The organism is Glycomyces halotolerans, assembly GCF_054779575.1.
Genome location: NZ_BAAGXZ010000003.1, coordinates 1 through 24639 on the forward strand (window position 1 = coordinate 1; position 24639 = coordinate 24639).

Below are 24639 nucleotides of genomic sequence, written 5' to 3' on the forward strand. Positions count from 1 at the left end.
CGGTCCCATTCCGAACCCGGTCGTTACGGCTTCCAGCGCCGATGGTACTGCACTCGCGAGGGTGTGGGAGAGCAGGACACCGCCAAACATATACATGAGAAGAAACGGCCTCCGCGTCAGCGGAGGCCGTTTCCCTGTACCCACCGACCATCCCGAAACACCACCTGACATCCCGGTCCCGACCATCGGCGAATAGTCGCCGCTCATTGGCATCAGGGACCGAGCGGACGTGCCTGTAGGATTCGGTGCTGTGGAAGACTTGCCGCTTCGCCGAGTGGGAATTTTCGGGGGCACCTTTGACCCTCTTCATCTCGGGCACCTTGTCGCCGCCAGTGAGGCCGCGGCACGTTGCGCCCTCGATGAGGTGGTATTCGTGCCCACCGGAGACCCCTGGCAGAAGAGCCACCGCGACATCACCGGAGCCGCCGATCGTCTGGCCATGACGCGGCTCGCCGTAGAGGCGGACTCCAGATTCAGGGTCAGTACCTGCGATATTGATCGTCCGGGGCATACGTACGCGGTCGACACCGTCACCGACATCAGGGCCGAATACGACCATCCGGTCGACCTCTACTTCATTTTCGGTGCCGACTCGCTCGCCAACCTCCACACGTGGCACCGTCTCGACGAGCTCTGCAAGGCAGTGAAATTCATAGCCCTCAACCGGCTCGGCCACTCCCGGCGGGAAGTGGACACCTCGTTCGGCATCGACGTGGAATTCGTCGACATGCCCGGGGTCGATGTCTCGTCGAGCGAATGCCGCCGGCGAGTGCGCGACGCCGAGCCGATTCGATACCTCGTGCCCGACCCCGTCGTCGACCACATCGACGAGCACCGCCTCTACCGGGATTGAGCCGGCGACGTGTCCCACGCCCGAACGGGCCAAATGCGGAGGGCGTCGTCGGTCCGTGCGTGTAAGACTAGAGCCATGGCCGGGCAATCCCGGCAGGATGATCGTCGTAAGGGGAGTACGTGACCGCAACCGACACCGCCATGACCTTGGCGTTCTCTGCAGCGCAGGCGGCAGCCGACAAGAAGGCCCACGATGTCAACATCAGGGATGTCACCGACAAGATCGCCCTCACCGATGTGTTCGTGATCGTATCGGCGTCGAACGAGCGGCAGGTCAAGGCAGTCGTCGACGCGGTGGAAGAGCAACTCATCAAGCAGCACGACACTCGGCCGCTGCGTCGCGAAGGCAAGGGCGGCGAGTCGTGGGTCCTCGTCGATTACGGGGAGCTCGTGGTGCACGTGTTCCACCAGGAGGCACGCCAGTACTTCGGCCTCGACGGGCTTTGGAAGGACTGCCCCGAGATCCCGTTCGAGGACGGCGCCACCGCACCCTCGCAGGACGAGAAGGCGGAGGACCAGCAGTGAACCGACTCCTCGTGCTGCGGCATGGGCAGACCGAATGGAACCTCTCAGGCCGCATCCAGGGTTCCTCCGACATCGGTCTCGACGAGACCGGTCGAGCTCAGGCCGCCGCGGCGGCCGCCGCCCTGGCCGCCTACGAACCGGTCCGGATCATCTCCTCAGACCTGCGCCGGGCCGTGGACACCGCCAAGCCGATCGCGGAGATCACCGGCATCGAGATCGAGCTCGACAAGCGTCTCCGAGAACGCGGTTACGGGCCGTGGGAGGGCCTGACGATGTCCGAGATCGCCGCTCAGTTCCCGGACGACCACCGGCGTTGGCGGGCGCAGGAGCCGCTCCTCAACCGCGAGATCGAAACCTGGGGGGAACTCAAGCGCCGCACGGGTGAGGCCGTACACGACCTGGTCGAGGCCGGAGGCGTCGGGACGGCGATCTTGGTGTGCCACGGCGGCTCGGCCCGGCAGATCGTCGGCGGCGTGCTCGGCTGGGACCACGATCCCACCAGCGGCCTGTCCGGCATGGACAACGTGCACTGGGCGGATCTGCGGCGCATGAAGTCGGGCAAATGGCGGATGTACGGCTACAACCTCGGCGTCACTCCACCGCACACGATCGGCACCGCATTGCTGTCCAAGGGCCAGCTCGCCGGAGGGCACGCATAGCGGTGCAACCGGAACCCCCTCCGCGGCGTCGAACCCCCATGGACGCACCGAACCTTCGCACCACCCGGCTCACGAGGCCGGTCGGTACCATGATGGCCGCCGGACTCCTCCTGGCCGCGCTCGTCGCCTGCGGCGCAGGCGGCAACGGGGCCGACGACGAGTCACCGAGCATCGTCGTCCCGACGACCGGACCGGTCACCGACACCGCCGAGCCGACCGAATCCTCCGAGCCCGAGCCGACCGACGCAGAGGAGAGCGAACCGATGCCGGACGAGACCCCTTACCTCGACCCGTCCCTGGGCTCCGACAAGCCTGGTTCGACCAGCGAGATGACCATCACCGGCACCGTGGAATCCGGCGTCGAGTCCGGATGCCTCATCCTCGACTACAAGGGCACGGTGTACGGCATCTTCGGCGACTACGACAAGTCGGTCGTCTACGCCGGCGCCGAGGTCGAGCTCCACGGTCATCTCGAACCGGACATGATGTCGTTCTGCCAGCAAGGAACCCCGTTCGTGGTGGAGGAAGCCGAATCAGTCGGTTAGGTAATGTGGCCGGGTGACCGTTGCCGTCGTAACCGACTCCACCTCCGCTCTGCCCGAGCATCTGCGCGCCGGGAGGGGAAACCTGCGAGTGCTCGGCATCCCCGTGCTGATCGGAGACGAGGAGTACCGCGAAGGCGAGGACATCGACTCCGAACGGATCCTCCAAGCACTGCGCGAGCCCCGAACGTCGGTGACGACCTCGCGGCTCTCCCCGGAGTTGCTGCGCGGCACCTACCAGCGGCTGCTCGACGAAGGCGCTACGGGCATCGTCTCGGTGCACCTTTCGAGCAAACTGTCCGGGACGGTGGCGGCCGCCGAAGCGGCGGCAGTGGGCTTCAGCGGACGGGTCGCGGTGGTCGACTCCCTCGGCGCCGGGATGGGGGTCGGATACCCGTCGCTGGCGGCCCTGGACGCCGCCGACAAAGGCGCTGACGTGTTCGGCGCGGCGGAAGCCGCGCTGCGGACGATCGGCCGCACCACCACCTACTTCTACCTCGACACGCTCGAACACCTGCGACGCGGCGGGAGGATCAACGCCGCGAAAGCGCTCGTCGGCACCGCCCTGTCGGTCAAACCGATCCTCGGCGTCGACGACGGACGCATCGACATGATCGAGAAGGTCAGGACACCCACGCGCGGCCTCCAGCGGCTGGCGGCGCTCGCCGTAGGCGACGCCGGCGACGCCGCCGTCGAGATGACCGTGCACCACCTCGGTGCCGAGCGCAGAGCCGAAGCGCTCGCGGACTGGTTGCGGGAGCGGTTCGGAGACCGGCTCCGCCGGATGGACGTCGCCGAAGTCGGCGCCGCCGTCGGGGCTCACTGCGGTCCCGGACTGGTCGGCGTCATCACTCGCAGGCTCGAGTAACGCGCCGCCGCATTATGCCCGGCGATGCCGGCGGCGTCCACACCGATCGAAGTTGTCCACAGGGGTGACCGGGTTGTCCACAGGCCCCGAAATTCTTGAGTCACGGCCGTGACCCGCGCTCGTTGAGCCGTGCATGGACGTCAAAGACCGGACCGAATCCAAAGCGCTGGCCGCGAGACTGCAGCTCGAACTCGCCGGTTCGGCGCAGCCGCGGCGAGTCTGCGAGGAAACGGTGGAAGTCGCCAGCGGCGAAGTCGACGATGAGCCGCTCTCGCGGCCATCGAACCGCCAACGCCTCACCGCACGCACCGAACGACTCCAAGCCCGGCTGGGACTCTCGCACCTCAACCGGTGGGTCCTCGCCGTCATCGCGATCGCCGTGGCCGCAGCCGGCCTGTTCGTCACGGTCCTGTCCTGGCCGCGGAGCGAACCGGCGGCCACCGCTCCGGTCGAGGCGCCGCCCCCGACCTCGGCGCGGCCCGAGACGATCGTGGTGTCGGTCGCCGGAGCGGTGGAACGCCCCGGCATCGTCGAGCTCGAGGCGGGGGCGCGCGTGGCCGACGCCATCGAGGCCGCCGGCGGCCTCGCCGACGGAGCCGACCCCGGGTTCCTCAACCTGGCGCGAGTCGTCTCGGACGGCGACCTCGTAGCGGTGCCGGACGCCGCTGCCGCCCAGGGCGCCGGCGGAGCCGGAGGCTCGGCCGCCGGCCTGGTCAACCTCAACGTCGCCGATCCCCAGCACCTCGCCTCGCTGACCGGCATCGGACCGGTGCTCGCCGAACGCATCGTCTCCTACCGCGAGACCAACGGCAGCTTCCAGTCGATCGACGAACTCTCCGAAGTGCAGGGCATCGGCCCGAACCTGCTCGACCAGATCCGCGAGCAGGTGACGTTGTGAAAAGCGCAACCCGAGAACGCAGACCGGAGCCCTCGGCGGTGGTCCGTCGCGATCTCCGGCTGCCCTTGGCGGCCGCCGGGGCATGGGCCGGAACCCTGGCCGGTCTCTACGGGAACGCGCTGACCTGCGTGCTGATCGCGGTCGTGTGCGCGGGAGCGGTCTGGTTCGGCCACAGCGGACACCGAGACGCCGCCGCGGCGATGGCGACTCTCGCATTCGGTGGAATGCTCGCATCGTCGGTGACCGCCGTGCATGTGGCCGCGCGCGACGCCCCCGACCTCGGCCGCCTCGTCGCCGCCGAAGCGAAGGGAGCGGCTGAACTCGTGGTCGCCGCCGCGCCGAAGCAGTCGGCGCGCAATCCGAGCGTCTACACCGCCGACGCGCGATTGCGGTCCTTCTCCAGCGATGCGCTCGGCGTCCGCGGGAACTGGCGGGTGTTCCTCATAGCCAGCGGCGACGAATGGGCCGCGGTGGACGCTGGGGCTCGCGTGTCGGCCGACGCCGTCCTGAAGCAGGCCGAGCCGGGCCGGCTGACCGCCGCGGTGGTCAGTGCCCGCGGGCCGCCGGAGTCGCTCGGCCGGCCCTCGATCGCGCATCGGGCCGCCTCGTATGTCCGCGACCGGCTGTCCGAAGCATCCGCTGCGGCCCCGTCACCGGAGTCGGGCCTGATCCCGGCGCTGGCCGTCGGCGACACCTCCGGAATGGACCCGGACTTGGCGGCGGACTTCCGGAGCACCGGGCTGGTGCACTTGGTGGTGGTCTCCGGTTACCACTTGAGCCTCGTCGTCGGAGCGGTGCTGGCCGTGGCGCTGGCGCTGCGGGCCGGGCCGAGGCCCCGGGTGATGATCGGGGCGCTCGCGGTCGCGGGGATCGTGGTCGTCGCCGGTCCGCAGCCGAGCGTGCTTCGAGCGGCGGTCATGGCCGGGATGATGCTGCTGGCATTGGCCGCGGGCCGCCCGACGGCGGCGATGCCCGCATTGGCCACCGCGGTCTTGGTCCTGGTGCTCATCGACCCGGACATGGCGGCGCGGCCTGGTTTCGCCCTGTCGGTGGCCGCCTGCGCGGGACTGCTGCTCCTGGCGTTCCGGTGGGCCCGTCCGCTCGAGCACCGCGGCTGGCCGCAGGCCGCGGCGCTCGCCGTGACGATTCCGGTGGCCACGCAAGTGGCGGTGACACCGCTCCTGGCGGCCTGGATCGGCGAGGTCAGTCTCGTCTCGATCCCGGTGAACCTTCTGGCGACGCTGGTGGCGGCCCCGGTGGTGGTGCTGTCCGTGATCGCGGCCGTGGCGGCGACGGTGTGGCTGCCGGCGGGCGAGTGGTGCGCCGGCCTGGCGGCGATCCCCGCGCGCTGGCTGGTGTGGCTGGCCCGGACCGGCGCGGAGGTCCCCGGCGGGACGCTCTCGTGGCCCACAGGCGTCGGGTGGGGCCTGCTCGCGGCCCTGGCCCTGACGGCACTCATAGGGCTGCTCCACGTGCGGCGGCTGCGCAGGCCGCTGCTGGCGGGCGGTGCGGCGGTGGCGCTCGGATCGGTCCCCGCCTGCCTCCTGAGCGACGACCCGCCGTCCGGGTGGGTCGTGACGATGTGCGATGTCGGCCAGGGGGATGCGCTGGTGCTGCCCGCGGGCGAGGGCGTGGTGGTGGTCGACGCGGGTCCCGATCCGGCGGCGGTCGACGAGTGCCTCGACGGCCTCGGCGTGGACCGGATCGCGCTGCTGGTGCTGTCGCACTTCCACATCGACCATGCGGCCGGGATGAGCGGGGTGATGCGCGGCAGGCAGGTCGAAGCGATACTGGCCCCACCGCCCGGCGAGGCGACCTACGGCTTCGAGATGGTCGAGGAGGCGGCCGGAGGCGTTCCGCGACTGGACCCGGCCCCGGGGCAGGTGTACGAGTTCGGCCGGACGCGGCTCGAGGTGCTGTGGCCGCGTGCGGACCCGTTGTCCGGCACCCGGTCGGACCCGAACAACAACTCGGTGTCGGTGCGCGCCGAGGTGGCCGGCAGCAGCGTGCTGCTGACCGGAGACGTGGAGCTGGAGGCGCAGCGGCTGCTCCTGGACGCCGGATGGGACCTGGACGTCGACGTGCTGAAGGTGCCGCATCACGGGTCCTCGTTCCAGATCCCCGATTTCCTGGAGGCGACCGACCCGACGGTGGCGCTGGTCGGCGTGGGCGAGGACAACGAGTACGGTCACCCCGATCCGGGTGCGCTGGCGCTCTTGGAGGAACGAGGGTGCCTGGTCTTCCGCACCGACCGGTCCGGAGCGATCACCGTCGCCCGCGACGGCGACCGGTTCGAGGTGACGACCGAACGGCGAGCGCAGTGAGCTCCCCATGCGCGACTCACTCGAACGGGTGATGCGGCGTCGTTTGTTTTGTTCGACGGTAATGCGAAAAACCTGGCTGTCGGCTCGCCGGCGTTCGTTCGGGGGCAGTGGAATCTGGGAGTCGCGATGCGAACGTGGAAGTATGTATCCCGTGGCTGCACTCCAACCCATCCGACTGGTGCTCGGCGATGACGAATTCCTCGCCGAGCGAGCCGCCGCCGAGTACGTGGCGGCGGTCCGCGCCGATCCCTCCTCCTCGGACCCCGACACGGCCGTGAACCGCGTCTCGGGCTCGGAACTGGACGCCAGCACGCTGGCATCGCTGACCAGCCCGACACTGTTCGGCGGGGCGGTCGTCGTGATCGTCGAGCGAGCCCAGGAGGTCGACAAGGACACCATCGCCGCGCTCCTGGCGTACGCAGAGCGACCCGCTCCCGGCATCTTCGTGGCGGTCTGCCACAACGGCGGCAACAAGGGCAAGGCACTGTCCGAGGGCCTGAAGAAGCTCGATACGGAGATCGTGCGAGTCTCCAAGATCAAACGGCAGGCCGACCGCGTCGCGTTCGTGCGCGGAGAGCTGCGTGCGGCCGGGGCGTCACCGCGCTCGGCTTCGGCGGAGATCGCCGAGACCATCATCCAGGCCGTCGGCTCCGACCTGCGGGAGCTGGCCTCGGCGTGCGCGCAGCTGGTCCCCGACACCGAGGGCAACATCACCGTCGAGAGCGTCGCCCGCTACTACTCGGGCCGGGCCGAGGTTACCGGGTTCAGCGTCGCCGATGCGGTCGTGGCCGGGAACGCCGGCGAGGCGCTGGGGTCCCTGCGCTGGGCCATGCAGATCGGGGTCGACCCCGTTCCGATCGCCGACGCGCTGGCGATGGCGGTGCGCAATCTCTCCCGTGTCGCCTCCGAACGCGGCGGTGCGCAGCAGTTGGCCGGCCAGTTGGGCATGGCCCCGTGGCAGATCGACAAGGCCCGCCGGCAGGCTCGCAATTGGACCGCAGACAGCCTGGCCGAGGCCATGCGCGTCTGTGCCCGTCTCAACGGCGAGGTCAAGGGCGGCGCCGACGACCGGGCGTGGGCCTTGGAGCACGCGATCCTCGAGATCACGAGTCTCAGCGGAGCCGGTCGCGGTGTCTGAGTACCGTCACGGCCGTGTCGTCCGCCTCCGGCGGCCCTGGTACGCGCGGGCGCTGGGCCTGCGGCACCTCTACCCGTCCAACGCCTGGTGCGTGGTCTTCTTCGAAGGATCGATCGCCCTCGGGGTGCTCATGGCGCTGACCGAGCTGGTCTCGTGGTGGATCGTCCCGATCCTGCCGGTGGCGGTCGCGGTCATGGTCAAGCTCAACGACGTCATCGCGGGGGCCGTCGACCGGAGTGATTAGGCACGCCGAAGGCTCCGTCGGGCGATGCCCTACGGAGCCTTGAAGCTTGTTGCCGCCGGCCGGCCTTAGGAGGCGTCGGCCAGCTTCTGGTAGGACGCGGCCAGCTTGGACTTGCGCTGGGCGGCCTGGTTCTTGTGGATGACTCCCTTGGAGGCGGCCTTGTCCAGCTGTCGGCAGGCGGCCCGCAGGTGAGTCTCGGCGGCGGCGACGTCGCCGGTGGCCGCCGATTCACGGAACTTCCGGACGGCGGTCTTCAGCGACGACTTCACGGCCTTGTTGCGCAGCCGGCGCTTCTCGTTCTGCCGGTTGCGCTTTTCCTTGGACTTAATGTTCGCCACGCGTGAAGCCTCAGTCTCGTGATTACTTGGTTCCTTACAAACCGCGTCGGGCGCAGGGCGCGCTCCGCGCGACTGTCAACGTTACCAGGAGCCGAGCGACGCACACGGCTTGGACTCCTGACCGCGAGCCAGGTTACACCAGGTCGTGAACGGCGATGCCGCGGCCGCCGCCTGTTGTCGCCGTACTAACGCGCGGTGGCCTTGAGCGCGGGCGGGAACACCGTGTCGACGATCTCCTCGATCGACTCGTCCGGCAGCTCGCCGCTGATGACGAACTCCGAGCATGAGAGCTCGAGCGGGATGGTCGAGCATTGGCCGTGCGGCCACAGTGCGAGCCGGTCGGCGCGTCGGTGTGATCGAACGCCTCGCCGTCGGGCTGATCCCATATCCTATAGGATATTTCCTATAGGGGGCCGGTTCGGGGTGGTGGGGCGCTTTTGCGCTCGGGGGTTCGGGTCGGCGCCGATCGGTAAGGCAGAATTGTCTCGCCCACCCCGAGCCGAGCGATTCCAATGCACGGTTCGCGAGCTTCGCCGAGAAGGAAGGCCAACGTGACGAACGCGCCAGGTTCGACTGCTCCGGAGCTGATCCGGAACTTCTGCATCATCGCGCACATCGACCACGGCAAGTCGACGCTGGCCGACCGCATGCTGCAGATCACCGAGGTCGTCGAGGCGCGCAAGATGCGCGCCCAGTACCTCGACCGGATGGACATCGAGCGCGAGCGCGGCATCACCGTCAAGTCGCAGGCCGTCCGCATGCCCTGGAAGACCCGCTCGGGCGAGCACGAGGGCGACGGCTACGTGCTCAACATGATCGACACGCCCGGCCACGTCGACTTCACCTACGAGGTCTCCCGCTCCCTGGCGGCCTGCGAGGGCGCGGTCCTCCTGGTCGACGCCGCGCAGGGCATCGAGGCGCAGACGCTCGCGAACCTGTACCTGGCCATGGGCAACGATCTGACGATCATTCCGGTGCTCAACAAGATCGACCTGCCCTCGGCCGAGCCCGACCGCTACGCCGAGGAGCTGGCCCACCTCATCGGATGCGAGCCCGAGGACGTCTTCCGCGTCTCCGGCAAGACCGGCGAGGGCGTCGTCGAGCTGCTCGACGCCATCGTCGAGCAGATCCCGCCGCCCGTCGGCGAAGCCGAGGCGCCGGCCCGGGCGATGATCTTCGACTCCGTCTACGACGTCTACCGAGGCGTGATCACCTACATCCGGGTCGTCGACGGCAAGCTCAACGCCCGCGACCGCATCCGCATGATGTCGACCAGGGCCGACCACGAACTGCTCGAGATCGGCGTCATCAGCCCCGAGCCGGTGCCCTCCAAGGCCCTGGGGGTCGGTGAGGTCGGCTACCTCATCACCGGCGTCAAAGACGTCCGCCAGTCGAAGGTCGGCGACACGGTCACCTTCGAGCGCAAGCCCGCCGCCGAGGCGCTGCCCGGGTACACCGAGGCCAAGCCGATGGTGTTCTCCGGGCTCTACCCGATCGACGGCTCCGACTACGGGAACCTGCGCGAAGCGCTCGACAAGCTGCAGCTCAACGACGCCGCGCTCCAGTTCGAGCCCGAGACCTCGGCCGCGCTCGGCTTCGGGTTCCGCGTCGGCTTCCTCGGGCTGCTGCACCTGGAGATCATCCGCGAGCGACTCGAGCGCGAATTCGACCTCGACCTGATCTCCACGGCTCCGAACGTCGTCTACCAGGTGACGATGGAGGACGGAGAGCAGGTGGAGGTCACCAACCCCTCGGAGTTCCCCGAAGGGAAGGTCTCGAGCATCACCGAGCCGATCGTCAAGGCGACGGTGCTGACCCCGACCGAGTACATCGGGCCGGTCATGGACCTGTGCCAGACCAGGCGCGGGGTCCAGGAGGGCATGGACTACCTCTCCACCGACCGGGTCGAGATCCGCTACACGCTGCCGCTGGCCGAGATCGTCTTCGACTTCTTCGACCAGCTCAAGTCCCGCACCAAGGGCTACGCCTCCCTGGACTACGAGATCGAGGGATCCCAGGACGCCGACCTGGTCAAGGTCGACATCCTCCTCCAGGGCGAGCGCGTCGACGCCTTCGCCCAGATCGTGCACCGCGACCAGGCCTACTCCTACGGGGTGAGGCTCGCCGAGCGGCTCAAGAAGCTCATCCCGCGCCAGCAGTTCGAGGTGCCGATCCAGGCCGCGATCGGCTCGCGCATCATCGCCCGCGAGAACATCCGGGCGCTGCGCAAGGACGTGCTCGCCAAGTGCTACGGCGGCGACATCTCCCGCAAGCGCAAGCTGCTGGAGAAGCAGAAGGAGGGCAAGAAGCGGATGAAGACCGTCGGCAGGGTCGAGGTCCCGCAGGACGCCTTCATCGCGGCCCTGCGCACCGACGAGGACTAAGCCGCGTTCGATGACCCCGGCCGGGGTCTTCGAACGCGGCCCAAACGACGGCGGGCGCCGGATCGATCGATCCGGCGCCCGCTGACTCGTTGTCTACTGCTGCGGGGGCTGGCCCTGGCCGGGCTGCTGCGGGTAGCCGGGAGCCGGCGGCTGCTGCTGGGGCGGTCCGGCAGGCGGTTGCTGCTGCTGCGGGTAACCAGGGGCCTGCGGGGCCTGCTGCTGTGGGTAGCCGGGGGCCGGCGGCTGCTGGCCGTAGCCCTGCGGCGGCGCCGGCGGGTTCTTCGGCCGGTTGCCGGGCCTCGAGAGCAGCCACTGGTGCACCTCGGGCTGGAATACCAGGTAGAACACCGCTCCGACAGCCGCGAGCCTGGCCAGTCCGAGCAGGACGTTGAAAATGGCGATCCATCCCAGGCCCCAGCCGCCGAAGACGCCGAAGAGCGCGAAGAATCCGAGGATGCCGAAGCCGATCAGCAGGGGCGTGCGCGGATCGGACGCGCCGAAGACGCCCAGCTTCTCCTTGACGATGAACCAGACGATCACGATCGAGAGACTGTAGAAGATCAGGCCGACGATCCCGCTGGCCACGACGAATCCGCCGAGGAACGGCACCGTGATCAGGGCGATGATCGAGAACACCAGCATCAGTACCGATGCGGCCATGTACGCCCACAGCGCCTGGGTCAGCCAGTTGACCTTCTGCGGCCGTCCCGGGTGGGGCTTGGCTCCCCATTCGCTGAGGGGGTCGGAGGCCGGGGGCTGCTGCGGACCGTTGCCGGCCGCGCCGGGCGGCGGCTGCTGAGGGGGATGTGTCATATCGACGTCTCCGGTGAAGTAGTCGGGCAAGATTTCCCTGCACACTGTAGCGGCTCGAAGCGCATCGCGCTGCACGGAGATTCGCGACATTTCCCTGCCTGACATCGCAATTCACGCCAGATCAGAAGCGAAATCGGCGCGAGCGTTCTCAAGTAGTGGGACACGGGCGGGGCGGCCCCGGCGACCCCGGGGCCGCCCCGCCCGTGCGGCTCATCGGAGGCTGTCGTCGGCGTTCTCGTCTGAGTGCGCGAACGGGTTGGTCGACCTGGCGGACACGGTGGCGTCCACGGGACGATCGTAGGTCTGGTGCAGCAGGTGCTCACCGTCGGTGACGCTGAACGACCGTCGCGTGTAGACCGGTGAGTCCTGTTCGGTCACGACCGGCACCACCTGGAAGTCCACGTCCATCTGGTCGGGGGTGATCGTGGCCAGCACGTAGCCGCGCTGGGCGTTGCGGAACTTGATGTGCGGGTTGATCTCCAGCATCGCGTTGTCCTCGGGCACCGAGTCGGCGCCGTTCCCGCCCGAGGTGATCGAGCTGGTCACCAGCTCCACGCCCACCGACGCCGAGTCCGGGTCGTCGAAGTCGGTCTTGATCTCCGAGGCCCAGTGGGTGTGGACGTCGCCGGTGAGCACCACCGGATTGCGGACGTCGTGGTCGAGCATGCCCTGCACGATGCGGTCGCGCGAGGCCACGTAGCCGTCCCAGGCGTCCATGCTGGTCCGCTTGACCGGGCCGGCGTCGGAGTCGCGCTGGGTGAAGAACACCTGCTGGCCGAGCACGTCCCAGCGGGCGTTCGAGGACTGGAAGCCGTTCAGCAGCCACGCCTCCTGCGCGTCGCCGGTGATCGAGCGCTTCTCGTCCCAGGCCTCGGCGCAGTCGCGGTTCCAGCCGTCGCCGCACGCCTGGTCGTCGCGGTACTGGCGGGTGTCGAGCATGTGGAAGCGCGCCAGCCGCCCCCACTCGATCCGCCGGTACAGCTGCATGTCGATCCCCTGGGGCACCGACGAGCGCCGCAACGGCATGTTCTCCCAATATGCCTGGAAGGCCGCGGCCCTGCGCTCGAGGAACCGCGGCTGCTCGGTGTCGGGGTGCTCGTAGACCTCGTCGGCCCAGTTGTTGTCCAGCTCGTGGTCGTCCCACACCACCAGCCACGGGGCCGCGGCGTGCGCGGCCTGCAGGTCGGCGTCGGTCTTGTACTGCGCGTGGCGCTGGCGGTAGTTCGCGAGCGTCTCGGTCTCCGGCCCGTCGTGGTCGCGCACGTTCCCGCCCGGGGCCACGTACACCCCGGCCTGGTACTCGTACTGGTAGTCGCCCAAGTGGAGCACCAGGTCCGGCCGCGCCTCGGCGAGGTGGCGGTAGGCGGTGAAGTAGCCGTGCTCGTACTGGGCGCATGAGGCGAAGGCCATCCGCAGCGACTCGGGCATGTCGCCGGCGGCCGGTGCGGTGCGGGTCCGGCCGATCGGCGAGACCCACCGGCCGACCTTGAAGCGGTAGTAGTAGTCGGCGCCCGGTTCCAGGCCGGTCAGTTCCACGTGGACGCTGTGGCCCCACTCCGGGCGGGCCTGCTGGAAGCCGGAGGCGACGCGGCGGCGGAACCGCTCGTCGCCGGCCACCTCCCATTTGACGTCGAAGGCGCGGTTCGGCATGCCGCCCATGCCGTCCTCGGCGAGCGGTTCGGGAGCCAGGCGGGTCCACAGGACGGCCCCGTCCGGGGTCGGGTCCCCGGAGGCGACTCCGAGGGTGAACGGGTCCTGGCGGATCTGGTCGCGGCGGTCGTCGGCCCAGGCCGCCGTGGGGATCGAGACGGCGGCCGTGGCCGCCGAGGAGGCGAGCAGTATTCGGCGTGAGAGCTGCATGGGAACCTCGCTTGCGGGGGAGGGAGTCTGACTCCCTCAGCCCACCAAGCGCAGTTGCATGCGTCACAAAACGTCGATAGCGGACGAATGAACCGCGGCCGAACACTCATCGGCCGCACCGACTACCGGTAACCGGAGTGAAACGTCCTACAACGGCTATCGCGGAGCATTCAAGGATATGGTCACAATAGACACATCGGTGGCGGCGACCTCGGCGACCTCGCCGTCCGGCACCACCCAGCCCGTTTCCCCCGGCTCCCAACGCAGCCCTGCGAACGACACCGACGCCAAGTCGAATTCGTACGACTTCGCCACCGCCCACGCGGCCCGAGTCCACCCCGACGCCTCGTCGCCGACCGCGATCGACACCACCGAACCGTCCACAGCGGGCGCCTCGGCGCCCCACTGCTCGGCGTACGCCTCGGCCAGCGCTGCGGCATCGGTCGAGAGCTCCTCGCTCGTCCCGGCGATGCACGACACCCCGGCCTCCTGGCCGCCGGCGAAGGCCGCCGCGACCGTCAACCCCTCGTCCTCCCACTGGTCGTAGGCGTCCGGATACGCGCTGACCTGCACCGCCTGCGCCGCGTCGCCCAGCTCCATCTCCTCCCAGCCCTCGATCCGCCGCAGCTTCTCGTAGAACTTGAACGAGGAGTAGACCGGGTCGAGTATCTCCTCTTCGGTGCCCCAACCGGAACTGGGCCGCTGCTGGAACAGCCCCACCGAATCGCGGTCGCCGTAATCGATGTTGGCCAGCCCCGACTCCTGGAAGGAGGTCGCGATCGCCACGGCCACCGCTCGTTCCCCCATCCCGTCGCGCTGGCCGACCGCGGCGATGGTCGCCGCGTGGTAGGTCTGCTCCGAAGTCAGGTGCAGCGGTTCCTCGCCGTGGCCGATGTAGCAGCCGGTCGGCTTGGGGGAGAGCATGTCCCGCACCTCGTCGCCGCAACCGGCGGTGAGGCCGGCGGCGAATACGACGGCGAGGGCCGCGGTGCATACGCGAAGGGGGCGCAACGTACCTCCGATCCGGGTGGGAGCCACTCAGGGCGCGTTCAACAGCCCCGGCCGGGGCTGTTGAACGCGCCCTAATCTACCCAGGCCGGGGCGCGTTTCTCAAGGAACGACCGGACGCCTTCGCGCCCTTCGGCGGAGAAGAAGTACTCGGCCGTTCGGGCCGCGGCCTCGCGCAGCCGCGCTCGCAGCTCGGGCTCGGCGGTGAGTTCCTTGATGCCGGCCTGCGCGGACGGGCCGCCCTTGAGCAGTGCCGCGGTCAGCGCTCCGGCGGCCTCGTCGGGGTCCGCGTCGACGGCGCTGACCAGTCCCCAGGCGGCGGCTTCGGCCGCGGTGAAGGTCTCGCCGGTGAGGAACAGCTCCCGCATCCGGCCCGGCGCGATCCGGCGGGCGACGACCGGGCCGATGACGGCCGGGACCACGCCGAGGCGCACTTCGCTGAACGCCAGCCGGGTGTCGGCGCCGCAGACCGACACGTCCGCGGCGGCCAGCAGGCCCATCCCGCCGCCGCGAACGGCACCGCGGGCCAGGGCCACCACCGGTTTGGGGGACTCGGCGATGTCGGCCAGCGCCTCGGCCAGGCGGGAGGCCGGCAGTTCGGCCTCGCTTCGGGCGGCGGCCGACTCGCCCAGGTCGGCGCCGGCGCAGAAGACCGGACCGGCGTGGTCGAGGACGACGACCCGGACCGAGGCGTCGTCGTCGGCCGCTTCGAGCGCCTCGCGGAGCCGTGCGATCAGCGCGGTCGAGAGTGCGTTGCGGCGGTCGGGGTCGTTGAGCGTAATGGTCGCCACCGCGCGGTCGGCGCGGTAGGCGATCGGTGCGTCATCAGGTTCCACGCCAGTACGGTAGACCGCGTGCCGTCAGCAGTCATAGCCGCCGCAGCGAGTTCGCCCGAGACCGCTCGCCGGGGCTTCGGGTTCTACGTCCATGTGCCGTTCTGCGTCTCGCGTTGCGGCTATTGCGACTTCAACACCTACACCGCTTCCGAGCTGGGCGCCGGCGTCTCGAGGGAGACCTATGCGGGCATCGTCCGCGCCGAGGTCCGCGCCGCCGCCGCGGTGTTCGACGATCGTGCCGGCTCCCGGCCGCGGGTCGACACGGTCTTCTTCGGCGGCGGCACGCCGACGCTGCTGCCGGCCGCCGATCTCGCCGCGATCCTCGCCGAGATCGACCGGCAGTTCGGTCTGGCTCCGGACGCCGAGGTCACCACCGAGGCCAATCCCGAGTCGGTCGACGCCGCATATCTGGCCGAGCTTCGCGCCGGCGGGTTCAACCGGTTGTCGGTGGGCATGCAGTCGACCGCCCCGCACGTGCTGCGGGTGTTGGACCGCGAACACTCGCCGGACAAGGCGCTGGCGGCCGTCGAGCACGCCCGCGCAGGCGGCTTCGAGCACGTGAGCCTCGACTTGATATACGGCACGCCCGGGGAGAGCGAGGCCGATTTCGAGGCCAGCCTCCGCGCCGCGGTCGACGCGGGCGTGGACCACGTGTCGGCCTACGCCCTCATCGTCGAAGACGGCACCCGGCTGGCCCGCCGCATCCGGTCCGGCCAGGTCCCCGGGCCGTCCGACGACGTGGCCGCCGACCGCTATCTGGCGGCTGAGGCGGTCCTGAGCGAGGCCGGTTTCTCCTGGTACGAGGTGTCGAACTGGGCCCGCTCTCCCGAGGCCCGGTGCCGGCACAACCTGCTGTACTGGGACGGCGGCCACTGGTGGGGCGCGGGTCCGGGCTCCCATTCGCACCTGCCGGGCCTGCGGTGGTGGAACCACAAGCACCCCTCCACCTATGCGGCGGCCCTCGCCCACGAGCTGCCCGTCGCCGGACATGAGATGCTCTCCGAAGATGACGCCTACCTCGAGCGCGTGATGCTGCGGACTCGCCTCAGTGCAGGTCTGCCGGTATCGTGGCTCCGTACCAACGGCGCGACGGCCGCGAAGCAGGTCGTCGCCGACGGCCTGGCCGTCATCGAGGGCGGTCGCCTCCGCTTGTCCCTCAAAGGCCGACTGCTCGCCGACGCGGTCGTGAGAGATCTCACGGCCTGATCGGCGGCCCACGACATCCCCCATATTCCGGAGCCCACACCCATGCAAAGCTCACTCCAGAACACCCCGCCGCACGCGCTGCGAGGCCTGCAAGGCGCTGCTCTTCCCCGGCGCGGCCTCCTGACCGGCGCGCTCGCCGGCGTCGCCTCGGTCGCGGCCTGCTCTGCCGAGGAGCCGCCGCCCCCGGTCGACGACGACGGCGGCGCCGGCGCCGGCGAGGAGACCCCGTCCGAGTCGCCCTCGCCGGAGCCGCCGCAGCCGGTCACCATCACCCACGTCGGTGACACCTTCCCGGGCTCGTATCCGAACCGGATGGCCTCCGACGGCGGCGCGAGCTTCTTCAGCGGGGTGGTCGACGAGCTCACCGGCGACGTCGTCATCGCCAACATGGAAGGGGCGCTCTCGACCCTGGAGTTCGACAAGTGCGGCGGCGGCTCGTGCACGTACTTCCGGCTGCCCGGCGAGTACGCCGAGGTCTTCGCCGAGGCCGGGTTCGACGTGCTCAACATCGCCAACAACCACGGCTGGGACGCCGGCCCCGACGGCGCCCAGGAGACCCTCGAGGCGGTCACCGGCGCTGGCATGGAGCTGTCGGGCATGAAGGACGAGGTCGTCACCGCCCCAGCGCGTGACTTGACCGTGGCCGTGGTCGGCTTCGCGCCCTACTACTTCTACACCGACGTCCGCGACCTCGACGCGGTCGCCTCGCTGGTGTCGGCCGCGAGGGCCTCGGCCGACCTGGTCGTGGCCACCGCCCACCTCGGCGCCGAGGGCACCGACCACCAGCACGTCCCCGAGGGCGTCGAGAACTACCTCGGCGAGAACCGCGGTGACACCCGGGCCTTCGCGCGCACCTGCGTCGACTCCGGGGCCGACCTGGTCGTCGGCCACGGACCGCACGTGCTGCGGGGCATGGAGCTCTACAACGGCAAGCTCATCGCCTACTCGCTGGGCAACTTCGGCGGCGGCCAGAACCTGTTCAGCACCGACGGTCCCCTGGGCATCTCCGGCATCCTCAAGGTCGACTTCCTCGAGGACGGCTCCTTCCAGGGCGGCCGGATCGTCCCCAGCCGCATGGACGACCGGGGCTACCCGCAACTGGACCCCGAGGGCGCGGCGATCGAGAAGCTCAACGAACTGGCGTCCGATTTCGGCGACGCCGGCGTCACCGTCGGCGACGACGGCGCGCTCATCCTCCCCGGTGTCTGAGCCGAACCGTAGACTGGCACTCTGAAGCTTGGAGTGCCAAACTTGAGTCCGGTCGGATAAAGGCAACCGCGAGAACGAAGGGACGTGGCAGCGATGGACGATCGCAAGCTCGAAGTGCTGCGTGCCATCGTCGAGGACTATGTCGCCACCCAGGAGCCGGTGGGGTCCAAGGCGGTGGCCCAGCGCCACGGCCTGGGCGTCTCGGCGGCCACGGTCCGCAACGACATGGCCTACCTCGAGGACGCCGGCTACATCCACCAGCCGCACACCTCTGCCGGCCGCATCCCCACCGACAAGGGCTACCGGCTGTTCGTCGACCGGCTCGGCAAGATCAAGCCGCTCTCGGCCGCCGAACGCCGCGCGGTCCACCGCTTCCTGGCCGAGGCCATCGACCTCGACGACGTCGTCACCCGGACGGTGCGGCTGCTGTCCCAGCTGACCCACCAGGTCGCGGTCGTCCAGTACCCGAGCCTCAACCGCTCGACCGTCCGCCACCTCGAGCTGGTCTCGCTCGGCCCCAGACGGGCGATGATCGTCATGATCACCGACACCGGCCGCGTCGAGCAGCGCCAGTTCGAGCCGTCGGTCGACCTCAGCGAGGACGACGTCTTCGAACTGCGCCGGCTCGTCAACGAGCAGCTCCAGGGCAAGCCGCTGACCGACGCCCCCCGGATCATCGGCGAGCTCGCCGACCTGGCCCGCCCGGAGCTGGAGACCGCCGTCTCCGAGCTGGCGCGCGTCCTGATCGAGACGGTCGTGGCCCGCACCGACGAGCGCGTCGCCGTCGCCGGCGCGGCCAACCTCACCCGCCACACCGCCTACTTCCACGGGTCGCTGCGGTCGATCCTCGAAGCGCTCGAGGAGGAGGTCGTGCTCATGCAGCTGCTGGGCCGGGCCGACACCGGGCCGCTGCTGACCGTCCGCATCGGCGACGAGAACGAGATCGACGACTTCCGCGAGACCGCGGTGGTCACCGCCGGGTACGGTCCAGGTTCGGTGGTCGGGCACATGGGCGTGCTCGGACCCACCCGCATGGACTACCCGGGCACGATCGCGGCCGTCCGCGCCGTGGCACGCTACGTCTCCGAGATTTTGGAACAGAACCGCTGACAAGGGGCTATGAGAACGCACGTGGCTAAGGACTACTACGCGATCCTCGGCGTCGAACGCAACGCCACCGAGGACGACCTCAAGAAGGCGTACCGGAAACTGGCGCGCAAATACCACCCCGACGTCAGCGACGAGCCGGACGCCGAAGAGCGGCTGCAGGAGATCAACGCCGCATTCGAGGTCCTCATGGACCCGCAGAAGCGGGCCATCGTCGACGCCGGTGGCGACCCGTTCGACCGCATGGCCGGCGGCGGCGCCGGAGGCGCCGGCCCGTTCATGGGCTTCGAGGACATCATGGACGCCTTCTTCGGCGGCTCCATGGGCGGCTTCGGACGCCGCGGGCCGCGCTCGCGCCGGCGACCGGGCAACGACGCGCTCCTGCGCCTCGACCTCGACCTCGAGCAGGTCGCCTTCGGCACCGAGTCGACACTGACGGTCGACACGGCGGTCCAGTGCGACGAATGCGACGGCACCTGCACCGAAGGGGACGCCGAACCGCAGACCTGCACCACCTGCGGCGGCTCCGGCGAGGTCCAGGTCGTGCAGCGCACGATCCTCGGCCAGGTCCGCACCGCCCGGCCGTGCTCGGCGTGCTCGGGCTACGGCACCATCATCGACGACCCGTGCCGCAAATGCGGCGGCGAAGGGCGCGTCCGCTCCCGCCGGCGCATCACCGTCAAGGTGCCCGCCGGCGTCGAGGACGGCATGCGCATCCGCCTCTCCGGCGAAGGCGAGGTCGGCCCCGGCGGCGGCCCCGCCGGCGACCTCTACGTCGAGGTCCACGAGAAGCCGCACGAGATCTTCACCCGCGAGGGCTCGGACCTGCACTGCCGCGTCCGCGTCCCGATGACGCAGGCGGCGCTGGGCACCAAGCTCAACGTCCACACCATCGACGACCAGGTCGAGATCGACGTCGCTCCCGGCACGCAGCCGGGCACGGTCAAGAAGGTCCGCGGCGCGGGCGTGCCGAAGCTGCGCGGCGGCGGCGTCCGCGGCGACCTGTACGTCGAACTGGACGTGCGCACGCCCACCAAGATCGACGGCGAGCAGGAGGAACTGCTCAAGAAGCTCGCCACCCTCCGCGACGAGGAGATTCGCGAGGTCAAAACCGGCTCGGGTTTTTTTTCCCGGATGCGTGACGCCTTCAACGGCCACGCCTGACGAACCCGGATAGCGATGCGGGCCGCGACCCCGAGGGGTCGCGGCCCGTCGCGTCTCACACGCCGCCTCCGCGGTCAGGCCCCGACGTACGCCGCCAGGTGCTCGCCGGTGAGCGTCGACCGGCCGGCCACCAGATCGGCGGGCGTGCCCTCGAAGACGATCCGTCCGCCGTCGTGCCCGGCCCCCGGACCGAGGTCGATGATCCAGTCCGCGTGCGCCATGACCGCCTGGTGGTGCTCGATCACGATGACCGACTTGCCGGACTCCACCAGCCGGTCCAGCAGACCCAGCAGCTGCTCGACGTCGGCCAGGTGCAGGCCCGTGGTCGGCTCGTCGAGCAGGTAGACCCCGCCCTTCTCGCCCATGTGGGTGGCCAGCTTGAGCCGCTGCCGCTCGCCGCCCGACAGCGTGGTGAGCGGCTGTCCCAGTGTCAGATAGCCCAGTCCGACGTCCTCCATGCGCGAGAGGATCTTCGCGGCCGCCGGGACCTTCGAGTCGGCGTCGGCGAAGAACGCGTGCGCCTCGGCCACCGACATCCCCAGCACCTCGCTGATGTCCCGGCCGCCGAAACGGTATTCGAGCACCGAGGCGCCGAACCGCTTCCCCTCGCACTCCTCGCAGGTCGTGGCCACCCCGGCCATCATCGCCAAGTCGGTGTAGATCACCCCGGCGCCGTTGCACGCCGGGCAGGCGCCCTCGGAGTTCGCGCTGAACAGCCCCGGCTTCACGCCGTTGGCCTTCGCGAACGCCTTGCGGATCGGGTCGAGCAGCCCGGTGTACGTCGCCGGGTTGCTCCGCCGCGAGCCCTTGATCGGCGTCTGGTCGACCGAGACCACCTCGGCGTCCGCCGGGATCGAGCCGTGCAGCAGCGAACTCTTGCCGGACCCGGCGACGCCGGTGACCACGCACAGCACGCCCAGCGGCACGTCGACGTCGACGTTCTGCAGGTTGTGCGCGTCGGCGCCCCGGATCGCGAGCTTGCCGGTGGGCTTGCGGACCGACGCCTTGAGCTCGGCCCGGTCGTCCAGGTGCCGCCCGGTGACGGTGTCACTGGCGCCCAGCGCCTCGACGGTGCCCTCGAAGACGATCCGCCCGCCGTCGTGCCCGGCCCCCGGACCGAGGTCGACCACATGGTCGGCGATCGCGATCGTCTCCGGCTCGTGTTCGACGACCAGCACCGTGTTGCCCTTGTCCCGCAGCCGCAGCAGCAGGTCGTTCATCCGCTGGATGTCGTGCGGGTGCAGTCCCGCGGTCGGCTCGTCGAACACGTAGGTCACATCGGTGAGCGAGGAACCGAGGTGGCGGATCATCTTGACCCGCTGCGCCTCCCCGCCCGACAGCGTCCCCGAGGACCGGTCCAGCGACAGGTAGCCGAGCCCGATCTCCACGAACGAGTCGAGCGTGTGCCGCAGCTTCTCCAGCAGCGGCGCCACCGACGGCGCCTCGAGATCCCGGACCCATTCGGCCAGGTCGCTGATCTGCATCGCACTGCAGTCGGCGATGCTCACACCGTCGATCTTCGAGGACCGGGCCGACTCGTTCAACCGCGTGCCCTCGCAATCGGGGCAGGTGGTGAACGTGATCGCCCGGTCCACGAACGCGCGGATGTGCGGCTGCATCGCCTCGCGGTCCTTGGACAGGAACGACTTCTGGATCTTCGGGATCAGCCCCTCATAGGTCACATTGACGCCCTCGACCTTGATCTTCGTCGGCTCCTTGTAGAGCAGCGCGTCGAGCTCGGACTTGGTGAACCTGCCGATCGGCTTGTCCGGGTCGAAGAAACCGCAGCCGCGGAAGATCCGCCCGTACCAGCCGTCCATCGTGTACCCGGGGATGGTCAGCGCGCCCTCGTTCAGCGACAGGCTCTCGTCGTACAGCGCGCCCAGATCGAAGTCCGAGACCGCTCCGCGGCCCTCGCAGCGCGGACACATCCCGCCGGTGATGTTGAAGTCGCGCCGCTCCTTCACCGTCTTCCCGCCGCGCTCGAAAGAGACCGCGCCCGCCCCGCTGATCGAGGCGACGTTGAACGAGAACGCCTGCGGCGACCCGATGTGCGGCTCCCCGAGCCGACTGAACAGGATCCGCAGCATCGCACCGGTGTCCGTGGCGGTGCCGACCGTCGAGCGCGGATCCGAACCCATCCGCTCCTGGTCGACGATGATCGCGGTCGTCAACCCGTCCAGGACGTCGACCTCCGGCCGCGCCAGGTTCGGCATGAAACCCTGCACGAAGGCGCTGTAGGTCTCGTTGATCATCCGCTGCGACTCCGCGGCGATCGTGCCGAACACCAGCGAGCTCTTGCCCGAGCCCGACACGCCGGTGAACACCGTCAGCCGACGCTTCGGCAACTCGACGCTGACGTCCTTGAGGTTGTTCTCGCGCGCCCCGTGCACGCGGATCAGATCGTGGCTGTCGGCGACGTGCACCGAAGGGGACTGCGCTTTCGTTCTCGCGGCCATGCTCAATCGTGTCTCCATCCGTCACGCGGGCCCGCCCGCGCGATCTCCATCGGGGTTTCCTGGTGCGACCGCGACCGAGACGAGCGTCCCGGCCGCGGCCCGGGATGTCGGCGGTGGCGTTCGCGAACCGCTCAGCGGTGCTCTTGGATGCGGACCATGTTCCCGGCCGGGTCGCGGAAGGCGCAGTCGCGCACCCCGTAAGGCTGGTCGGTCGGCTCCTGGACCACCTCGGCGTCACCGGCCTGCAGCCGCTCGAAGACGCCGTCGAGATCCGGCGTGGCCAGGATGATCGCCCCGAAGGTGCCCTTGGCCATCATCTCGGCGATGAGGCGGCGCTCCTCGTCCGTCGTCCCCGGATCGGCCCCCGGCGGGTGCAGGACGATGGAAGTGCCCGGCTGCCCGGGCGGACCGACGGTGATCCAGCGCATCCCCTCGTAACCGACATCGCCTCGCACTTCGAAGCCGAGCGTGTCGCGGTAGAAGGCCAGAGCGGCGTCCGCGTCGTCATGCGGCAGGAACGCCTGGTGAATCGTGATGTCCATGAACGCCACCCTATGCGCGGCCCGAAGCCGGCGCTTCTCGATTCCTGACCGGTCTGGTCACCTGCTTGGCCACGCACGAGGGGATCCCCGCCGTCGCGCCCGCCGCTCGCTCCCGGTAGACGCTCGGCGGCACCCCGACCAGCTCGGTGAAGCGAGTGCTGAAGGTGCCCAGCGACGAGCAGCCGACCGTGAAGCAGACCTCGGTGACGCTCAAGTCGCCCCGCCGCAGCAGCGCCATCGCCCGCTCGATCCGCCGCGTCATCAAATAGGAGTACGGCGACTCCCCGTACGCGATCCTGAACCGGCGACTCAGGTGCCCCGCCGACATGTTCGCCCCGCGCGCCAGCGCCTCCACATCCAGCGGCTTCGCGTACTCCCGGTCGATCCGGTCGCGGACGCGGCGCAGCCGCGCCAGATCGCTCAAATGCTGCTCCGCGGTGGTCCTGCTGGTCACGAGAGCGATCATGTCACGCGCCACCGACACCCACAAGCACGCCGACCCCAGCCGCGGTAAGGGAGCCGGACCGCCGGGCCTAGACTGCCGCCGTGGATCCGGTCTTCCTCGTCGACGCCCTGCCCGAGAGCGCCCACAGCGTGCTCGACGGGCCCGAAGGGCACCACGCCGCCGATGTCCAGCGCATCCGCCCAGGCGAGACGCTGACCCTCGCCGACGGCGCCGGCGGCCTCGCCCGAGCCCGTGTCACCGCCGCCGAACGCGGCAGCCTCACCCTCGAGATCCTCGAACGCCGCACCGTGCCCGCACCCGACCCGAAGCTCACCGTCGTCCAGGCCCTCCCCAAAGGCGACCGCGGCGAACGGGCCGTGCAGATGCTCACCGAGATCGGCGTCGACGAGGTCATCCCGTGGTCCGCCTCGCGCTCGATAACCCAATGGAAGGGCCCGCGCGGCGAGAAGGCGCGCGGCAAATGGGCCGCCACCGCCCGCGAAGCCGCCAAACAGGCCCGCCGCGCCCACCTGGCCCACGTGGCCGAGCTCCACACCACCAAGCAGCTCCTCGCCCGGCTGCGCGAGGCCGCGCGGGTCCTCGTCCTCCACGAGGAGGCCACCGCGCCCCTGTCCGGAGTCGAACTCGCCGGCACCGGCGAGATCGCCCTCGTCATCGGCCCCGAAGGGTCCATCAGCCCCGACGAACTGGCCGCCCTCGCCGAGTTCGGCGAACCGATCCGCATGGGCCGGACCGTGCTGCGCACCTCCACCGCCGGGCCGGCCGCGCTGGCGGTGCTGCAGGCGCGCCTGGGCCGGTGGTGAGGACCGATGCGCTTAAGATCGGGGGATGAACGACTCCGACTGCCTGTTCTGCAAGATCGTCGCCGGCCAGATCCCTTCGAAGCAGGTCCGCGAGACCGAGCGGGTGCTGGCGTTCCACGACATCAACCCCCAGGCGCCCACGCACGTGCTGATCATCCCCAAGGACCACCACGCCAACGTGGCCGAACTGGTCCGCCGCGACCCCGACCTGGCGGCCGAGGTGCTCGCCGTGGCCGCTGACGTGGCCGACGACGAGGGCGTCGCCGAGAGCGGCTGGCGGATGCTGGCCAACTCCGGTCCCGACTCCCGGCAGGAGGTCCAGCACGTCCATCTCCACGTGTTCGGGGGCAAACCGCTCGGCCCGATGCTGTCGGTCTGAAACCTCCGGCCGTAG

General features: G+C 69.8%; 24 protein-coding genes, 1 rRNA gene and 1 pseudogene. 17 read left to right on the top strand and 9 right to left on the bottom strand.

The genetic code is table 11. The features are described 5' to 3' along the window. From rrf to ACYVL2_RS03475, 10 genes and pseudogenes are all read left to right on the top strand, one after another. Window positions 1–88 (top strand): 5S ribosomal RNA (rrf, locus tag ACYVL2_RS03430); the annotation flags it as partial. 162 nt (window positions 89–250) lie between these two features. Continuing rightward, a complete protein-coding gene (gene nadD / locus ACYVL2_RS03435; RefSeq protein WP_460540214.1) occupies window positions 251–853 on the top strand; it encodes a nicotinate-nucleotide adenylyltransferase in 603 nt (200 codons plus the stop codon). Window positions 854–972: 119 nt separating this feature from the next. Continuing rightward, window positions 973–1377: an RsfS/YbeB/iojap family protein gene (gene rsfS / locus ACYVL2_RS03440; protein ID WP_460540216.1), complete on the top strand. Its 405-nt coding sequence runs from the start codon at window positions 973–975 to the stop codon at window positions 1375–1377. Next, window positions 1374–2036, top strand: coding sequence for a histidine phosphatase family protein (locus tag ACYVL2_RS03445; protein WP_460540218.1), 663 nt, complete (start codon window positions 1374–1376; stop codon window positions 2034–2036). The genes rsfS and ACYVL2_RS03445 overlap by 4 nt, the downstream gene beginning before the upstream one ends. A 38-nt stretch (window positions 2037–2074) precedes the next feature. Next, on the top strand, window positions 2075–2581 hold the full coding sequence (locus tag ACYVL2_RS03450) for a hypothetical protein (RefSeq protein ID WP_460540220.1): 507 nt from the start codon (window positions 2075–2077) through the stop codon (window positions 2579–2581). Between the two features lie 13 nt (window positions 2582–2594). Then, on the top strand, window positions 2595–3446 hold the full coding sequence (locus ACYVL2_RS03455; protein ID WP_460540222.1) for a DegV family protein: 852 nt from the start codon (window positions 2595–2597) through the stop codon (window positions 3444–3446). A gap of 133 nt (window positions 3447–3579) precedes the next feature. Beyond that, the gene (locus tag ACYVL2_RS03460; protein WP_460540224.1) at window positions 3580–4344 is read left to right on the top strand and encodes a helix-hairpin-helix domain-containing protein; all 765 of its coding nucleotides are present in this window, start codon (window positions 3580–3582) and stop codon (window positions 4342–4344) included. After that, window positions 4341–6668, top strand: a complete 2328-nt coding sequence (locus ACYVL2_RS03465; RefSeq protein WP_460540226.1) for a ComEC/Rec2 family competence protein — start codon at window positions 4341–4343, stop codon at window positions 6666–6668. The genes ACYVL2_RS03460 and ACYVL2_RS03465 overlap by 4 nt, the downstream gene beginning before the upstream one ends. Window positions 6669–6819: 151 nt before the next feature. Beyond that, window positions 6820–7806, top strand: a complete 987-nt coding sequence (holA, locus tag ACYVL2_RS03470) for a DNA polymerase III subunit delta (protein ID WP_460540228.1) — start codon at window positions 6820–6822, stop codon at window positions 7804–7806. Further along, window positions 7799–8044 (top strand): annotated as a pseudogene (locus tag ACYVL2_RS03475) (hypothetical protein); the annotation flags it as partial. The gene holA and the pseudogene ACYVL2_RS03475, both read left to right, overlap by 8 nt. Window positions 8045–8115: 71 nt before the next feature. On the opposite strand, the gene rpsT reads toward ACYVL2_RS03475, so the two are convergent. Both rpsT and ACYVL2_RS03485 read right to left on the bottom strand, forming a co-directional pair. Continuing rightward, the gene (rpsT, locus tag ACYVL2_RS03480) at window positions 8116–8388 is read right to left on the bottom strand and encodes a 30S ribosomal protein S20 (RefSeq protein ID WP_460540230.1); all 273 of its coding nucleotides are present in this window, start codon (window positions 8386–8388) and stop codon (window positions 8116–8118) included. 185 nt (window positions 8389–8573) lie between these two features. Then, the gene (locus ACYVL2_RS03485) at window positions 8574–8774 is read right to left on the bottom strand and encodes a hypothetical protein (RefSeq protein WP_460540232.1); all 201 of its coding nucleotides are present in this window, start codon (window positions 8772–8774) and stop codon (window positions 8574–8576) included. Between the two features lie 126 nt (window positions 8775–8900). On the opposite strand from ACYVL2_RS03485, the gene lepA reads away from it, so the two are divergent. After that, complete coding sequence (lepA, locus tag ACYVL2_RS03490) at window positions 8901–10772, top strand: translation elongation factor 4 (protein WP_460540234.1); 1872 nt, start codon at window positions 8901–8903, stop codon at window positions 10770–10772. 93 nt (window positions 10773–10865) lie between these two features. On the opposite strand, the gene ACYVL2_RS03495 is transcribed toward lepA, so the two are convergent. The 4 genes from ACYVL2_RS03495 to ACYVL2_RS03510 all read right to left on the bottom strand — a co-directional run bounded on the left by ACYVL2_RS03495 (window position 10866) and on the right by ACYVL2_RS03510 (window position 15289). Beyond that, on the bottom strand, window positions 10866–11585 hold the full coding sequence (locus tag ACYVL2_RS03495) for an energy-coupling factor transporter transmembrane component T family protein (protein WP_460540237.1): 720 nt from the start codon (window positions 11583–11585) through the stop codon (window positions 10866–10868). A gap of 210 nt (window positions 11586–11795) precedes the next feature. Further along, window positions 11796–13445: an alkaline phosphatase D family protein gene (locus ACYVL2_RS03500; RefSeq protein WP_460540239.1), complete on the bottom strand. Its 1650-nt coding sequence runs from the start codon at window positions 13443–13445 to the stop codon at window positions 11796–11798. Window positions 13446–13601: 156 nt separating this feature from the next. After that, on the bottom strand, window positions 13602–14456 hold the full coding sequence (locus tag ACYVL2_RS03505; protein ID WP_460540241.1) for a hypothetical protein: 855 nt from the start codon (window positions 14454–14456) through the stop codon (window positions 13602–13604). A 71-nt stretch (window positions 14457–14527) separates the two neighbouring features. Continuing rightward, a complete protein-coding gene (locus tag ACYVL2_RS03510) occupies window positions 14528–15289 on the bottom strand; it encodes a Clp protease/crotonase-like domain-containing protein (RefSeq protein ID WP_460540243.1) in 762 nt (253 codons plus the stop codon). An 18-nt stretch (window positions 15290–15307) separates the two neighbouring features. Here ACYVL2_RS03510 and hemW point away from each other — a divergent pair, with 18 nt between their 5' ends. The 4 genes from hemW to dnaJ all read left to right on the top strand — a co-directional run bounded on the left by hemW (window position 15308) and on the right by dnaJ (window position 19975). Beyond that, complete coding sequence (gene hemW, locus ACYVL2_RS03515; protein ID WP_460540245.1) at window positions 15308–16495, top strand: radical SAM family heme chaperone HemW; 1188 nt, start codon at window positions 15308–15310, stop codon at window positions 16493–16495. Between the two features lie 42 nt (window positions 16496–16537). Then, window positions 16538–17704, top strand: coding sequence for a CapA family protein (locus ACYVL2_RS03520; protein ID WP_460540246.1), 1167 nt, complete (start codon window positions 16538–16540; stop codon window positions 17702–17704). A 93-nt stretch (window positions 17705–17797) separates the two neighbouring features. Then, window positions 17798–18814, top strand: coding sequence for an HrcA family transcriptional regulator (gene hrcA / locus ACYVL2_RS03525; RefSeq protein WP_460540248.1), 1017 nt, complete (start codon window positions 17798–17800; stop codon window positions 18812–18814). A 21-nt stretch (window positions 18815–18835) separates the two neighbouring features. Next, complete coding sequence (gene dnaJ, locus ACYVL2_RS03530) at window positions 18836–19975, top strand: molecular chaperone DnaJ (protein ID WP_460540740.1); 1140 nt, start codon at window positions 18836–18838, stop codon at window positions 19973–19975. A 74-nt stretch (window positions 19976–20049) separates the two neighbouring features. Here the strand turns inward: dnaJ and ACYVL2_RS03535 are convergent, their stop codons facing one another. The 3 genes from ACYVL2_RS03535 to ACYVL2_RS03545 form a co-directional block, all read right to left on the bottom strand. Further along, window positions 20050–22434 (bottom strand): excinuclease ABC subunit UvrA, encoded by a 2385-nt coding sequence (locus ACYVL2_RS03535; RefSeq protein ID WP_460540250.1) that lies wholly within the window; start codon window positions 22432–22434, stop codon window positions 20050–20052. 131 nt (window positions 22435–22565) lie between these two features. After that, the gene (locus tag ACYVL2_RS03540) at window positions 22566–22976 is read right to left on the bottom strand and encodes a VOC family protein (RefSeq protein WP_460540252.1); all 411 of its coding nucleotides are present in this window, start codon (window positions 22974–22976) and stop codon (window positions 22566–22568) included. Window positions 22977–22986: 10 nt separating this feature from the next. Continuing rightward, entirely contained in the window at window positions 22987–23442 is a 456-nt protein-coding gene (locus ACYVL2_RS03545) for a helix-turn-helix transcriptional regulator (protein WP_460540254.1), read from the bottom strand. Between the two features lie 80 nt (window positions 23443–23522). On the opposite strand from ACYVL2_RS03545, the gene ACYVL2_RS03550 reads away from it, so the two are divergent. Next, on the top strand, window positions 23523–24245 hold the full coding sequence (locus tag ACYVL2_RS03550) for an RsmE family RNA methyltransferase (protein WP_460540256.1): 723 nt from the start codon (window positions 23523–23525) through the stop codon (window positions 24243–24245). Window positions 24246–24270: 25 nt separating this feature from the next. Beyond that, window positions 24271–24624 (top strand): HIT family protein, encoded by a 354-nt coding sequence (locus ACYVL2_RS03555; RefSeq protein WP_460540258.1) that lies wholly within the window; start codon window positions 24271–24273, stop codon window positions 24622–24624. Window positions 24625–24639 lie beyond the last annotated feature (15 nt).